The sequence below is a fragment of the Natranaerobius trueperi genome (assembly GCF_002216005.1).
Lineage (GTDB): Bacteria > Bacillota > Natranaerobiia > Natranaerobiales > Natranaerobiaceae > Natranaerobius_A > Natranaerobius_A trueperi.
Window position 1 is genome coordinate 1 of the sequence record NZ_NIQC01000039.1, and the last position, 15405, is coordinate 15405.

Annotated in this window: 11 protein-coding genes, 1 tRNA gene and 1 riboswitch; of the genes, 7 read left to right on the forward strand and 5 right to left on the reverse strand. The window is 32.8% G+C overall.

Annotated elements, in window-relative coordinates:
* Positions 1 to 550: 550 nt before the first annotated feature.
* The 3 genes from CDO51_RS11945 to CDO51_RS11955 all read right to left on the reverse strand — a co-directional run bounded on the left by CDO51_RS11945 (position 551) and on the right by CDO51_RS11955 (position 4676).
* Positions 551 to 2176, reverse strand: coding sequence for a BCCT family transporter (locus CDO51_RS11945; RefSeq protein WP_089024464.1), 1626 nt, complete (start codon positions 2174 to 2176; stop codon positions 551 to 553).
* Positions 2177 to 2710: 534 nt separating this feature from the next.
* On the reverse strand, positions 2711 to 2983 hold the full coding sequence (locus tag CDO51_RS11950; RefSeq protein ID WP_205842257.1) for an MTH1187 family thiamine-binding protein: 273 nt from the start codon (positions 2981 to 2983) through the stop codon (positions 2711 to 2713).
* A 28-nt stretch (positions 2984 to 3011) separates the two neighbouring features.
* Positions 3012 to 4676: a BCCT family transporter gene (locus CDO51_RS11955; RefSeq protein ID WP_089024466.1), complete on the reverse strand. Its 1665-nt coding sequence runs from the start codon at positions 4674 to 4676 to the stop codon at positions 3012 to 3014.
* A 157-nt stretch (positions 4677 to 4833) separates the two neighbouring features.
* Positions 4834 to 4940, forward strand: a riboswitch (TPP riboswitch).
* A gap of 89 nt (positions 4941 to 5029) precedes the next feature.
* Here CDO51_RS11955 and thiS point away from each other — a divergent pair.
* The 6 genes from thiS to CDO51_RS11985 all read left to right on the forward strand — a co-directional run bounded on the left by thiS (position 5030) and on the right by CDO51_RS11985 (position 8995).
* Positions 5030 to 5230, forward strand: a complete 201-nt coding sequence (gene thiS / locus CDO51_RS11960) for a sulfur carrier protein ThiS (protein ID WP_089024467.1) — start codon at positions 5030 to 5032, stop codon at positions 5228 to 5230.
* Positions 5231 to 5232: 2 nt separating this feature from the next.
* Complete coding sequence (locus CDO51_RS11965) at positions 5233 to 6006, forward strand: thiazole synthase (protein ID WP_089024468.1); 774 nt, start codon at positions 5233 to 5235, stop codon at positions 6004 to 6006.
* 10 nt (positions 6007 to 6016) lie between these two features.
* Positions 6017 to 7126 carry a 2-iminoacetate synthase ThiH gene (thiH, locus tag CDO51_RS11970; RefSeq protein WP_089024469.1) on the forward strand — a complete coding sequence of 370 codons (1110 nt, stop codon included), beginning with the start codon at positions 6017 to 6019 and terminating at the stop codon, positions 7124 to 7126.
* A gap of 22 nt (positions 7127 to 7148) precedes the next feature.
* Positions 7149 to 7781: a thiamine phosphate synthase gene (thiE, locus tag CDO51_RS11975; RefSeq protein WP_205842258.1), complete on the forward strand. Its 633-nt coding sequence runs from the start codon at positions 7149 to 7151 to the stop codon at positions 7779 to 7781.
* Between the two features lie 61 nt (positions 7782 to 7842).
* Positions 7843 to 8793 carry a hypothetical protein gene (locus CDO51_RS11980; RefSeq protein WP_089024471.1) on the forward strand — a complete coding sequence of 317 codons (951 nt, stop codon included), beginning with the start codon at positions 7843 to 7845 and terminating at the stop codon, positions 8791 to 8793.
* 116 nt (positions 8794 to 8909) lie between these two features.
* A tRNA-Leu gene (locus tag CDO51_RS11985) sits at positions 8910 to 8995 on the forward strand.
* Between the two features lie 642 nt (positions 8996 to 9637).
* Here CDO51_RS11985 and CDO51_RS11990 read toward each other — a convergent pair.
* The gene (locus CDO51_RS11990; protein ID WP_205842259.1) at positions 9638 to 10741 is read right to left on the reverse strand and encodes a M24 family metallopeptidase; all 1104 of its coding nucleotides are present in this window, start codon (positions 10739 to 10741) and stop codon (positions 9638 to 9640) included.
* On the reverse strand, positions 10734 to 12143 hold the full coding sequence (locus CDO51_RS11995) for a sodium:solute symporter family protein (RefSeq protein ID WP_089024473.1): 1410 nt from the start codon (positions 12141 to 12143) through the stop codon (positions 10734 to 10736). The genes CDO51_RS11990 and CDO51_RS11995 overlap by 8 nt, the downstream gene beginning before the upstream one ends.
* Before the next feature lie 2393 nt (positions 12144 to 14536).
* Between CDO51_RS11995 and CDO51_RS13915 the strand changes: the two genes are divergently transcribed.
* Positions 14537 to 14695, forward strand: a complete 159-nt coding sequence (locus tag CDO51_RS13915; protein ID WP_158212453.1) for a hypothetical protein — start codon at positions 14537 to 14539, stop codon at positions 14693 to 14695.
* Positions 14696 to 15405 lie beyond the last annotated feature (710 nt).

Below are 15405 nucleotides of genomic sequence, written 5' to 3' on the forward strand. Positions count from 1 at the left end.
GCTGGCATCACTTATTCTAACCGTGCTAGAACCTCTTGGCTTTTACATAGTAATGCCGCATGACGGTCAAATCTTTTAAAATTTTGCGATTCAAAGAGCTTATTTTTCATAACAACTTAACAGACTCCTAGACAGATTAAAATTTGTTTTTGTGGTCACCTGTAAACAAAGTGCGTTAAATACACAAGTTGATCATTCAAGAAAGTTATAAAAGCAGGGGTTACCCTTGCTTCACCCTATATCTTATTCACATCTAAAATTAACTAGTTATAAATAGTTGTATATTTTTTAACCCACTTAAACAGCCTACTAGATTAAAAACTGACAAAAGAAATAGGTTTTATTCTATTATAAATCCTATAACCCTTGTACGCTAGAGCCAACAAGACATTACTATAAATCTAAATAAAACATACCACTACATTAGAAACTTTTCTATAGAAAATAAGAAGCCGCTCTTTTCGTTTATTTCCAAAAGGGCAACTTCTTTATAATAATTAAAAAGGGGCTGATCCCAAAGTTCTTACTATTGGGATACAGCCCTTTTCTACTACGATAGCTTCTTAAATAATCTTTTAAACTTACGCTCATCTTTTATTTTCTTTTGCTTATAATGTGTAGTTTGTATACCTTTTATAAGGGAAAATGCCATTACAGCAATAATAAATGCTAATGGTAATCCAGCAGTTATAACAGCTGTTTGTAGAGCATCTAAAGCTTTTTCTCCACCGATAAGTAATAAAGTTGCAGCTAATAAACCTTCTAATACAGCCCAAAAGACTCGTTGATGTCTTGGAGAATTAATCTTTCCTCCAGAAGTTATTTTATCTACAACTAACGATCCTGAATCTGAAGAAGTGATAAAATATGAAACTACTAATGCAGTGATTAATATAAACATAAAAACTCTTAACAAACCAGCTAAAAATGGCATATTAAGTAAGTCTACCAATTCAAATAATGCTATAGGATAATTATCTTGTACTGTTTCAAAAAGAGCGCCACCTGAAGCATTATTAATTGTCATTGCACTACCACCAAATACTGTTAACCAAAAGAAAGATAATAATGAAGGAACTACTAATACCCCTAATATAAACTCTCTAATAGTCCTTCCTTTTGAAACTCTAGCTATAAACATTCCTACAAATGGTGACCATGATATCCACCAAGCGAGATAAAATATTGACCAATCTCCCTGCCAACCATTTCCATCTATTGTCATATACGAAGCATATTCTACTATGTTACTAAAATATAGACCTACTGAGTTAGAAAACAATCTTAGAATATAAGCTGTTGGTCCTAATAAGAAAATTGCAACCATAAAGACAAAAGCAAGTCTAATATTTAATTCAGATAAAAATCTTACTCCTTTATGGATCCCAGACATAACAGAAAATGTTGCAAATAACGTTATAACTGCTATTAACGCCACTTGTACTCCAACACTGTTTTCTATCCCAAGCATGTAATTAAGTCCACTATTGATTTGTTTGGTTCCTAAACCTAAAGAGGTAGCTAGTCCAAATAATGTTGATATTACTGCAAAAGTGTCTATGACATCTCCTAAAGTTCCATATACTTTTTCTTTAAATAAAGGGTAGAACACTGATCTTAAAGAAAGTGGTAAATTTCTATTAAATGCGAAAAAGGCAAGTGCTAATGCCATAAGAGCATAAATAGCCCAAGGATGTAAACCCCAATGAAAAAATGTAGTTGCCATAGCTGCAGCGTCGGCTTCTGCGCCACCAAAAATTGGGGGTTCAGTAATAAAGTGTGTAAGTGGCTCTCCTACTGCCCAAAACATTAAGCCAATTCCCATTCCTGCTGATATTAACATTGAATACCAAGCAAAATTAGAAAATTCAGGTTCACTATTTAAGCCACCTATTCTAACATTGCCTAATTTTGAGAATGCAAGATATAAACATAGAATAATAAATAAATTACTTGACATTATAAATACCCAATCAAACCTTGTTACAACAAATTCATTAATTACAGAGATCATCTCATTTGTATGATCTAAATTAAAAAGAGCATACATTACAAAAATTAAAATAAAAAATCCTGAAGCAAAAGAAACAACTGGATTAAGATCAAAACCTAAGTGTGTAAAGTTACGACTGTAAAGTTGTTGTTCTAGTTCTTGTTTCTTACTCTCGGTTTCCATATTATCTTTATCCTTTCCTTTCTTTAATATTTTTGTAGATTATTTTTCACCCTAACACTAATAAGTAAGTAAAACGAACAATTAGAATTATATTTTATCTTAGGAAAGTTGTCAAATAATGTTGAATCTATTTATAGTTTTTGTATGTTAATGGTTTTAAACCTTAATTTTCAACCTCTTCTTATGCAGTCTCTTTTTTTTTTGACCATTTATATTAGGAAGAACGGTTGGTTTGAGAAAAGTCGCATAACAGTGATATAAAGAACTCGTCCCCTTCCTGGAGCTCTGAAATTGCTATATATTTGTTTTCTTGCCTGATGGTATTTAAAACCGCCTCCTTACAAAAAAGATTAAGCGGCCTTAGCCCGCTAGAGTACCGAGCTTCAGCCGCTTAATCTAATTATTTATTTCGACTGTCTACTTGACGGAAACTGTTCAAAAGAGAACTGCCATTTTTAATGTGAAAATCTTGTGATTATAAAATTTTAACTTTAAAATGTAACGCCTTAACCTTTACGGCTCACTGTATAAAAATTACATTCTTGCAGTCTCTACAAGTCGATCTATAGTTACAGTTTTATCCGTTCTATCATCAATTTGTATATTTATTACTACCCTATTGGTCCTCTCAAGACTCTTTTTATGTAATTTTTTCGAAATCTCTAACAAAGTATCTATATCTCCTTCTATAACTATAGATGTAGGAGTAATAGTATATTTAAGTCCCTCTTCTTCGATTTCATTTATAGCACCCTTTATATAACTACTAATACTAGAAGATCCTGTTCCTACAGGTAAAATGCTCACTTCTAAAAATGCTATATTTTTCTACCTCCTATTCATTTTCATGCATTTCGATTAATTTTTCAAACTTACGTCTATCTCTCTTACGTTTTTGTCTCTTACGAGTTTCTTCTATGCCTTTAATTAAAGCAAAGGCCATAGCTACTAATACAACAGCAAATGGAAGTCCTGTACTTATAACAGCTGTCTGTAAGGCTAATAAAGCCTTTTCTCCTCCTATTAATAATAGTACTGCTGCCACTATACCTTCTAATATTGCCCAAAAAGCTCTTTGTTTAGCTGGTGTGTCCATCTTTCCTCCAGATGTGATTTTATTTACAACTAATGAACCTGAATCAGATGAAGTTATAAAATAAACGACAACTAAAAAGGTTACTAATATAAACAAGAGAACCCTAAAAATTTCGGATAGTAAAGGTATATTTAGTAAATTTATCATCTCAAATAACGCAACCGGCACATCATTTTCTACAACTTCAAAAAGTCCACCTGCACCCTGTTCGTTTATGAATATAGCTGTTCCTCCAAATACTGACATCCATAGAAAAGACAATAAGGATGGTACTACCATAACCCCTAATACTAATTCCCTAATTGTTCTACCTTTAGAAATCCTAGCTATAAACATTCCAACAAATGGTGACCATGATATCCACCAGGCGAGATAAAATATTGACCAATCACCTTGCCAGGCAGTTTCTTCAACTGCAATGAAAAATGAGTACTCCACAATTCCATTTAAATAAAGCCCTAAAGAATTAGAAAATAATCTTAAGATAAAACCTGTTGGACCTAAAAGTAAGATTATTATCATGAGAATAGCAGCAAGCCTCATATTCAACCCAGCAAGGAATTTCACTCCTTTATCAATTCCTGCTAATACTGAGGCTGTCGCAAACAAAGTGATAATTATTATAAGCGCTACTTGAATATACTCATTAAATCCTATCCCAAGCATATAATCTAATCCACTATTTATCTGTTGAGTACCCAAACCCAACGAAGTAGCTAGACCTATTAAAGTTGAAAGTACAGCTAAACCGTCTATTACATCTCCTAAAGTTCCATAGACTCGTTCTTTGAAAAATGGATAGAAAACGGAACGTATCGATAATGGTAAATTTCTATTGTAACTAAAAAATGAAAGCGCTAAAGCTATTAAAGCGTATATTGCCCATGGATGTAATCCCCAATGAAAGAAAGTTGTGGCCAAAGAGGTGTGCTTTTCATGCATACTCTCAAAAATAGGTGGAGCTATTTCAAAATGGAATAATGGTTCTCCAACTGCCCAAAATATTAGGCCTATCCCCATACCTGCTGATATTAACATAGAATACCAAGCAAAATTAGAAAACTCTGGCTCACTATAGATACCACCAATTCGGACATTTCCAAGTCTTGAAAAGGCAATATAAAGACATATCACAATGTAAAAGCTACTTGACAAGATAAAAATCCAATCAAAAGAAGTAACAATGTAATCGTTGATTATATTTACATATTCATTTGCTAGCTCGAGGTTTAATAAAGCAAATAGAGAAAATACTATAATTATAAGTCCTGCAGAAAATGAAACTGCAGGATTTAAATCAAAACCATATTTTGTAATATTTCTACTAAATAGCTGTTTGTCAATCTTTTCTCTACTAGCTTCTAAAGTTTCTTCTTTTTCTATATTTTTATCTTTTTTTTCCACGGAAGATTCTCCTTTCAACCAGGATTTGAACCAGATGCTTCATTTTTTAGGTTTACCAAAAATCTCAAGGTTAATTTATAACTATTTTTGGTATTTTCTAAAGACTATCATTTACATTTTCTAAAAACTAATAGTATAATATTTATAGAAAAATAATAAAGAAAAGCAGGGGTGCCTTTTATGGCTGAGAAAGGTCTTTTTTAGACCTTACCCTTCGAACCTGCCCTGGCTAATACCAGCGTAGGGAGCTTCAATTTCAGATATTTCTATACCTGAATAGCTCACCTACAAGGTGAGTTTTTTATTTATATCCTCTAAAAAATGATGTTATCAAGTCTATAGGAGGTGAGAATATGAAACTAAAGATAAATGGAGAGATCAAAGAAGTTCATCAATCGATAACTGTAAATAAACTTTTAGAAGATCTACAAGTTAAACCTGAAGGTAAAATCATCGTAATAAATCAAGAAATACTTCAAAAAGACAATTGGGAAGAGTATCAACTTTGTGAAAATGATGAAATTGAAATTATTACTATGGTAGGAGGTGGTTAATAATGAGTAATGATCTATTGAGAATAGGTGGTAAAGAACTTGAAAATAGGTTGATAATAGGTACTGGTAAATTTCCAAGTAAAAGTATAATCCCAAAAGTTATTGAAAAATCAAATACTCAGGCTGTAACCATAGCTCTTAGAAGAATAGATTTACATTCCGAGCAGGAGAATATACTTGAATATGTACCTAACAATTGTCTCCTAATGCCTAACACTTCTGGAGCTAGAACTGCAGAAGAAGCAGTTAAAATAGCTGAAATTGCCCGTGCAGCTGATTGTGGTGATTGGGTTAAAATTGAAGTTATTAGAGATAGTAAATATCTTTTACCTGATAATCATGAAACTTTAAAAGCTTCAAAAGTATTAGTTGAAAAAGGATTTAAAGTTTTCCCATATGTAAGCCCTGAATTATCAGTAGCTAAGGCACTAGAAAGTTTCGGTGTAGAGGCAGTTATGCCGTTAGGTGCTCCTATAGGTACAAATAAAGGTATTGAAACTAGAGAATTAGTTAAAATATTAATATCTGAGATTAACCTCCCAATTATTGTAGATGCTGGGATTGGCAAACCTTCACATGCAGCTGAAGCTATGGAAATGGGATGTGAAGCTGTATTAGTAAATACTGCTATTGCTACTGCTGATAATCCACCTCTAATGGGAGAAGCATTCAATCAAGCAGTTCAAGCTGGTCGTAAAGCGTTTTTAGCCAAAACAGCTCCTGTCAAAGATCTAGCGGACGCTTCCTCTCCTTTGACCGGTTTTTTACAAAATTAGGAGGGATACTTTGAGTTTTTTAAATACCTATAAACAACTTAAAGATATAGATATAAACGAAATTTTTAATAGAGCTACTTTTGAAAATATAAATAGAGCTCTTCACAAAGATCAACCTACTTCTAAAGATTTTTTATTACTTCTTTCCCCTACTGCTGAGAAATATCTTGAAGATATGGCCAAAAGAGCACATTATCTAACTAAAAATTTTTTTGGTAAAACTATGATGCTTTATACACCACTCTATGTAAGTGACTATTGTGCTAATAAGTGTTTATACTGTGGCTTTAAAGCAGATAATAACTTTGATAGAAAAACTCTAACTTATAAAGAACTAGAACAAGAAGCTAAAGCAATTAGTGAGATGGGGATAAGGCATATTCTAATTCTTTCAGGAGAATCAAGAAAACATGTTCCTTTAAATTATTTACAAAATTGTGTAAGGTTATTAAAAGAATATTTTTCCTCGATTTCTATTGAAATCTATCCGTTAGAAACTGAAGAATATGAAGAGCTAATTAAATGTGGAGTTGATGGTCTTACTATTTATCAAGAAGTATATAACCGCGACATATATGATACTGTTCACTTACAAGGTCCAAAAACTGATTATGAATTTCGATTAAATGCACCAGAAAGAGGATTACAAGCAGGTATGAGAAGAGTTAATATTGGTGCATTACAGGGACTCGGACCTTGGAGAAAAGAGACTTTCATTACAGGAATGCATGCTAAATATCTACTTGATAATTTTCCTGAAGCAGAGGTTAGTATCTCTTTTCCACGACTTCGCCCATTTGCAGGACAAAATAATAGTTTGCAATACGATGAAGTTTCAGATAAAAATCTTGTTCAGATGATTGTAGCTAGTAGAATTTTTTTAAAAAGTGCTGGAATAAACATCTCTACTAGGGAATCTTCAGAGCTTAGAGAAAATTTACTTCCTTTAGGAGTTACCCGTATGTCAGCAGGAGTCAGCACTGAAGTTGGTGGATATTCTGGGGTTGATGAAGGGAAAAGTCAATTTGAAATTTCTGATGATCGCCCTGTACAAAAGATTAAACAAGTTCTTTTAGCCCATGGTTATCAACCAGTCTTAAAGGATTGGGAGATTTTTTAAATAAAAAGGAGGCAATATTAGTTTGAATAACTCTAGTAATATTTTAAATACAGATATTTATGCTATTACCGCTGAAGAGTTTTCTAAAGGTAGAGACAATATTCAGGTTGTTACAGAAATGCTTGAATCCGGTGTGGAAATTATACAATATAGAGAAAAGAATAAAACGGCTAAAGAAAAACTAGAACAATGTAAAAAAATAAGAGAACTAACTTATAATGCTGGATGTAAATTTATTGTAAACGATGATATCGATATAGCTATTTTAGTTGATGCTTGTGGAGTTCATGTAGGACAAAATGATCTTCCTATAAAAGAGGTACGAAAATTAGTTGGAAATGAGAAGATAATCGGAAAATCAACTCATGCCCCAAAACAAGCCCATAAAGCAGTAGAGGATGGTGCTGATTATATAGGTACAGGACCTGTTTTTCAAACAGACACAAAAGAAAAACCCCCAGTTGGAACTGAATATGTAGAATATGTTGCAAAAAATCTCGATATTCCCTTTGTTGCAATTGGTGGTATAAAAAAACACAATCTAAATGAAGTGAAAAATAAAGGTGCTACATGTTTTGCTATGGTAACAGAAATTGTTGGAGCTGTAGACATCTCACAACAAATCAAAGAACTCAGAAGTATTATCACTAGTTAAATTCCAAACAAGTGGTTAAACTTAACATTTTAAGGTTATAATATCACCTGAGGTGATAAATTTGCGATTAAATAAACTCCTTTTATTGTTTCTAACAACACTACTATTAATGACAACATCTGCTTGTATGGAAGAAGAAGAAGAAGATAACGATGAAGCTGAAGATGAAGTTGAAGAGTTAGAAGAATTAGTCGAAGAAATTGAACTTACTACCTTAGATATTTTAATACAAGCAGATTTACTACCTCTAGCAGATGCACCACCAGTATTAGCACAAGAGAATGATGAAGAGGAAGAAGATGAAAATGATGAGGAAGAAGATGAAAATGATGATGAAGAAGGTGAGGATGACGAAGTGGAAGAAAATGGTGATGATGAGATGGAAGAAGAACTTCAAGAAGACATTACTTTTGAAAAGACTATTTTAAATGAGATATTAAACAAAGAACTTGAAGACCATGAAGAAGATGATGAAGAACTGCTCATTGAAAGTTCAGAAGAGATTTGGGATGATATAAAAGACTCTGTTACTGAATTATATGAGAGCTGGAATGAATTAGAGAGTATGCTTGATGAAAAAGGAGTGCCTTCTGAAGTAATTGATCCTTTCGAGCAAGAACTAGATACACTAACTGTTTCTAGTTCAGATCATGACCATTGGAAGACTTTAATATCAGCAAATAATTTAACCCTTCATTTATATAACTTTAAAAGTTTTTTTTCTGACGAAGTGACAGCACAAGTATTTGAAATAAAATATCATGTAAGAAACACAGTATTAATGACTGCTGAAGAAAATACAGAAGAAGCTCAGAATAGTATTGATAAAATTAATGAGCTCTCAAAAGAAATAGAGATCGAATTTTCAGAAGATGAAAATGAAAAACTATACGAAAGATTCATGACATCACTCGATGATCTAGAAGAAGAACAAAATCTCGACCTTATAAAATTAAAAGCATCATCGACAATGGAAAATACTGTAGAATTAATCAGTTCTATCGAAGAATAAAAGCGCCTCTTGGCGCTTTTTCCTTTTTAGTTTTTCAAACAGATTTTGTTCCTACCCTTGATTTTATCGTCAAAACTGGTATAATGAAATCAAAATGTTAATTAAAATTCCTACATGCCGAAGTGGCGGAACTGGCAGACGCGCGTGACTCAAAATCACGTAGGCCTGGCCTGTGTGGGTTCGAATCCCACCTTCGGCACCATTTTATCCTGCTGCTAAGCTCCTCTAATCTTTTTATAATACAATTCTCATCCTTAATAAAACCTATTAAATTATTTAAATTTATTTTTATAGCTATCTTAATTTTGACATATATTTTTTTCATATGATCGGTTATATCTTCTACCCATAATTATTGGTCACTTTTATTGAAAAATAAATCCCCACTTTCTTTTCATTTTCCAAATACCATACATATATAGAATGAGAATGTTGTTTTTTTAAGTCTTTATTATTACCCTTCGTATAACTTTATTAATTGTGTACGAATTTTCTGTTAATTTTATCCCTCTAGCACTTTTCTAAACTTCTTTTGATAAGTTACAGCTTAATTTTACTTGCATGAACACATCCAACAACCCATAAGTCCCAACTTTTAAAAATTTCCATGATTTACAAGGTTACCCATCGAACAGGTCATATCCGTTCGCTTGAATATGTTCCAAGTCTTCCCCACGGCTTCCTTTAGGTCATAACAGGTCTAAATTGTCACCAGTGAGTATTTCTTCATCTCGTTGTTTAGACGACAGAATCTCTTTCAAATTTTCATCTGAACAAACTTGACTGTTAACAAATATACCCCGGATAGGTGAAAATAACACCATAACCGAGGCTTTTAATAGCTTTAAATAGGTTGTATTAATTCTTTAGGATAATTATTTATTGAATCAATTCCATTCTTCGTCACTACTACAATATCTTCTAGCCTAACTCCAAACTTGCCTGGTAAGTAAATCCCTGGTTCGATGCTAAATGTCATTCCTGGTTTGAGTAATCTTTTATTTCCTTCAACAATCATGGGTGCTTCATGAGTTTCCATTCCAATTCCATGTCCCGTCCTATGTATAAAATTTTCTCCATAACCTGCTTCTTCAATTACTTTTCTAGCCACAATATCTATTTTTTCTGCTTCTATTCCTGGGCGTACAATTTTTTTGGCTTCCTCATTTGCCTGTTTTACAATTGTATATACTTTCTTAACTTCCTCATCAGGCTCACCAAAAACTACTGTTCTTGTCATATCTGAAGCATAACCATGGTACACACCACCAAAATCAATAACTATGGGAATTCCTTCTTTTATTGTTGTATCTCCACATTTATGGTGTGGAGTAGCACCATTAGAACCACAAGCTACTATAGGTGCAAAACTTACTCCTTCCATGCCACAATTTCGAAGCTTAAATTCTAAAGACAGTGCAAGATCCCTTTCGGTTTTTGCAATCCAATTTTGTTGTGATAATACTTCGCCTAAAACTTTATCAGTCAGTTCACCTGCATCTTTCAATGCTTTGATTTCTTCATGGTCTTTACATATCCTGAGCTCTTTTAGGATATTATCTGCTAACTCAAACTCACTTTGAATAAAAATCCTTTGTATAGGGAGAAGGAAGCTAGCATTCAAACTATTATCAACTAAAATTTTATTGCTGCTCAATTCTCTGTCATTTAAAACTGACAAGATGATCTGGTAAGGATCTTCTCCATCTTTATAAAATAATTTTTCCGAAACAGGCATTATCTCAGTTTGTGGTTTAGCTAATTCTGGTGCTATCAGAAAAGGTTCACCATCCTTTGGAATAAAAAAACCAAAGAACCTTTCATCTTGATGGCCGTTATATCCTGTTAAATAACGTAAATTAGGAGATGGAGGAATGATTGCTAACGATATATTGTTTTGCCTTATTACTTCTTTTAAAGAGTTAATACGTTCTTTATAATTATTCATCATCAATCATCTCCTTATTTGTTACCTTATTCGTTGTCATTAAGGTAACTACAATTAATACTAAAATTGCTATTGGTACTGATATAACAGCACTGTGGAAGTCTAAAATATTGGAAAACTCAAAAAATAGTGTAACAATTACACCAGAAATCATTGATGATATACCACCCTGTTTTGTTACTCTATCTCCCCACAAGTAAACACCTAGTATTGCTGGAGTTATACCAGCTGCATACACTGTGTAAGCATACATCTGAGCTTCCAAAATTGTTGGGAAAAATTGAATAAGCACGTAAGATAATACACCTAGTACTGGTATCAAAATACGTGTAAAGACTAGTTTTTGTTTGCTTGTAGATTTTGGATTAATGTAATTTCCATATATGTCCATTGTGATGTTGGTGGCAGCAGACAATAAGTAAGAACTTCCTGTTGTTATTATAAATGCTGTAACTGCAGCCAGTAGAAGACCTCCTATAAAGTCTGGTAAAACAGTTGTTATAGCTATAAAAGCCATACCTGGCCTAATATCCGGAAAAGTAGCACTAGAAGCAAAGCCGATAATTGATACTGCTGGATAAACAAAGCCGACCCCTATAAACATTCCAATAATACCCATCCTAGACTCTTTATTACCTTTAGATGAAGCTATTCGCTGGTACATGTTTTGGTCGCCTAGAAGTAAGAATAAAGAAGGAACAATATAACCCAATAGCTGTATTAGGTTTAGCTCACCTAAGAGTGTTAACTTTGAGGCTGGTACTTGGCTTGTTAATTCGCTCCATCCTCCTGCAAATGCAATTGAATAAGGGATACCAATAATCAAACCGATTAAAATAATAAATGCACTTAAAGCATCTGTTGGTGCAACTGACATGAGACCTCCAAGTGTTGCAAGTATTATTACTATTACAGCAGCAATGATAGTCCCTGTCTCAATTGGAAGCCCAGTTGCCGCATTAAGAACCATACCTAATCCAGTAAACTGATATGAAACAATTCCTACAAACGCAAGAATAATAATTACACTAGCTAATATTTTCGCTACCGTACCATATTTTTCTTCCAATGCTCCTGAAAGAGTATATTTACTTGCACTTCTAATTTTATTAGCCATAGCAAATAATACTAAAATACCTAGCGTAGCACCTAAACCGTTTAAAATAGCAGGACCAAGACCAAATTGATAAGCAATAGACGTGCTTCCACCTGTAACGGTTCCACTTCCAACCCATGTTGCTATAAGTGTACCCATCAAAATTACAGATCCTAAAGTTCTACCAGCAAGCATAAAATCATCTGTGTTTGAAACCTTTTTAGAAAAAACATATCCAATACCAACGATTATAACAATATACCCTATAACATACCACAATAACGCAGGGTTGTGGGTCAGTTCCATAAATATCCCTCCATAAACTATAATTTATTTTAGCTTTTAGCTCCTTACAAAACACAAAAGTCTGCCATAAGAAGGTTTTACAGCCTCTTCCAACAAGAATCTCTCTACTTTATATCGAGATATTCACTAATGATATTTCTTGAGAGGTGAATCCTGTGAAAGATCAAATTTCTTTGATTACTCTGATGAGTTTCAAAAGTTAGATTCTTATTCGATACTCAAGTTATGATTACGTAAAAAAACGTCATGATATTGAAAAATACAATATCTTCAAAGCTGATACCAGCTTTGATAGTACTGAAAACTATCGCTTCTTGATAAAAGAATGTTCTTTAAAGGCAGTAATTAATAAAAATCGTAGAAACTCCAAAAATTTAGCTGAAAATTTCAATGAAAATGGTATTCTGTTTACCCCAAAAATATTAACTCTACTTTCAAATAGTGATGGTTATTGTAATTCTTGTAAAAGAATCAAATGGGTTTACCCTTTGAATAGAAAGCAGGGTACTAAACGTTTCAGTAGATGTTGCATTCCATGTACTGATTCTAAGTATGGACGTGTAATTTACACTTATCCTAAAAACAACTATCGCGTTCATACTCCTATTTTCAAAGGGTTCTAAACTATTGAAAAAGGTACAAGAAAAGAGTAGTGTCTGATTTAATAGTGTTTCTTCTGAATTTGCTTTATCTGCTATTTATCAAAATTTTGTTACTTTATTTGGATTGCTGGTTAAATTAATACCTAAAGGAGTGATTCATCTTTTACCTTGACATTAAAATTCAAAGTGGTTTTTAAAAATCCCTTGAAATAAATTCGGAATTTTCTTTTTTAGCTAATAGTTTTGCAAGCGCCTATTATAATTCGTTTAGATCTCTGCACAACTCAAAAAAACCGTCATAAAAGAATTTTTCAGGGCGTTTCAATAGGAGCCCTCCACTTTATGGCGAAATATTCATTAGGAATATTTCTTGGAGGTTCTCGTATGAAATAGAGTGATCTTTCAAAGATTACTCTGATGAGTTTCAAAAATCAGGTTATCATTCGAAACTCAAGAAACTTTCTGGTTAGGTAGATTTTGCTGAAATTAATCCCTCAGCGTGTAAAAGTTCATTACTACAAACAAACGTTATGCAACATATTCTAGCCTAAAGCTAAACTTTCTAAACTATTACAAGGAGGACTCCTTTGTATCTAGCAAATCTTTCACTTTAGCACCTAACGGAACATCCAAACAATTTGTTTGCTTTTTTTTCAACAAAAGTAAGATCTTTTGTTGTTACAGATAGCTTATCTAACTTGTCCTTTTCTTATTGATTACTTAAGCCTTCCCCCGTTTGTAAGAACCTTAGCTTTTTGTTGGCTAAACACAAATATTAGTATAATATCATCTTTAAAGCAGACTATCTCCTAAAATTTAGTTGTTGATATTTTTAGCAGTTTATCTAGTAACGTATTAAATTTATCTTTGACTGTCAGTTTATAACTATTTTTTCTGTAAATTGATTATGGAGACAGACTTGAAAGGGCTTTAAATTTTATACAGAGTGAGATTTGTGATTTACGTAAGACTGACGGAATTTTCTTAACATTCTCTGTGAGAAATGTGTTGTCTTTCACTAGGTGCTCTAGCACCTACAAAACCAGTAGCAGTTGATGGCGCTGTATTCGTGTTATTGTATCATTTGCTGTATCGAAAGGAGTCTTTATAAAAAAAGGTCACATTAGCCAATCTCCGAATTACGCAGATAAAGCAAAATATTATTATTCGTGTACTTCGTGAACTTTTCTTTAACTCACTATTTCGTTAAATTATATCATAATTTGGATGTAATTTCAAAGAACGTTGACATCTAAAGAGATATTAATTTTAGATGAATTTTTTGTAGAATTTTGGTCCGTAGTTTTTCTTATTTTCATATATTCTTTGAACCTAGATTTAAGTTACTAGTACCCTATTTTCAGTTCATTTCTAATAGTGTTTGATGATTTTTCCAATTAGATATAAAGAAATGTAAAATACAAGATTTGGTAGAGCCGGTAACAATGGTGAGCAAATCTTGTATTTGTTGGGATGAACGTCTAATCAAGCTGTTATGTCGTTCGTTAGTGCCTATTTTTCCATCAGAGTAAGAATGTGCAAAGTAAAAGGGAAGGCCACTCTGATTTTTCTTCAAAAAAAAAGAAAGAAATGATCTAAATTACGAGGAGCTAGAAAAACAACAGGAATTACATGGGAAAGGACAGGTTTATTAGAATTGAGTATTTGTTGAAAACAGTACTGTAGCTCATAACTTTTATGAAGCGCATAAAATTTTGAATAAAGCTGAAAAATATATATAAGAGGTAATGGAATGCTCACACAATAATCTTATAATAGGGGGCGCCGATAATGTCATACAGAATAGCACAAGTAAAAAAAGATGAAGATGGTAATATTGTTCAAATTGTATACAGCGATGGTACTATCGTCGATACTGATAGAGCCCTGAATCTAGATGAGGTTAATGGGATTGAAGAGATAAAACCAGAACACTTTTACAAAAAATAATAAATTAAGCGAGGCCACAATCAATTTGAATTTGCCACATGGTGCATCGGGTACCATGCTTTGTTACATGTATGTTGAACGATATTTTCATTATAAATATATAAGTATAGGCGCTTTTGTAATACCTATCTGTTTTTTAATGACACGCTTCACTTTACCTAAAGATAATATGTTATCACGTAGCATCCAAAGTTATGTTTAAAAAGAAATTTGCACCTAAATTAGGTGCAAATTCTTATCTTTTTTCCTTAAACATTTTTATAATCTCCCGCTCTACAAAACTTACTTAAAAACATCGAAACTTGTTCAGGTAAGCAAGTTTTCTCAAAGAGTATCATCTCTTTGATTTAATTCCTTTGCATGGATATAAACCTATACACTCATATCAATGGATGAAATATCAGTTAAGTGTATTTTACAAGACCGATAGCTCCATCCAGCAATACACAGGCTGGGACAAATTTCAGTTTGCATGGCCCGAGCCAGGCAATAAATTATCTTTTATTGCGATATTAACTGCACTGTTAATATCTCTTGAAAGATTTGTGCCACACCGGCACAATAAACTCTCTTACATTTAGCTCATAATCATATTCCTTTGCCAGGTCGTTAGCTATAGCATACATCGCCTGCGATGATAAGCTTTATCTAAACCTTTATTCAATCTTTCCCAGCGCTTACTCGGTAGATAATAAACCTTACCACCTTTA

Excerpts from the sequence above, each read along its gene's own strand:
- CDO51_RS11995 (WP_089024473.1), bottom strand. The coding sequence starts at position 12,143 with ATGGAACTGACCCACAACCCTGCGTTATTGTGGTATGTTATAGGGTAT.
- thiS (WP_089024467.1), top strand. The coding sequence starts at position 5,030 with ATGAAACTAAAGATAAATGGAGAGATCAAAGAAGTTCATCAATCGATA.
- CDO51_RS13915 (WP_158212453.1), top strand. The coding sequence starts at position 14,537 with ATGTCATACAGAATAGCACAAGTAAAAAAAGATGAAGATGGTAATATT.
- CDO51_RS11945 (WP_089024464.1), bottom strand. The coding sequence starts at position 2,176 with ATGGAAACCGAGAGTAAGAAACAAGAACTAGAACAACAACTTTACAGT.
- CDO51_RS11965 (WP_089024468.1), top strand. The coding sequence starts at position 5,233 with ATGAGTAATGATCTATTGAGAATAGGTGGTAAAGAACTTGAAAATAGG.
- CDO51_RS11990 (WP_205842259.1), bottom strand. The coding sequence starts at position 10,741 with ATGAATAATTATAAAGAACGTATTAACTCTTTAAAAGAAGTAATAAGG.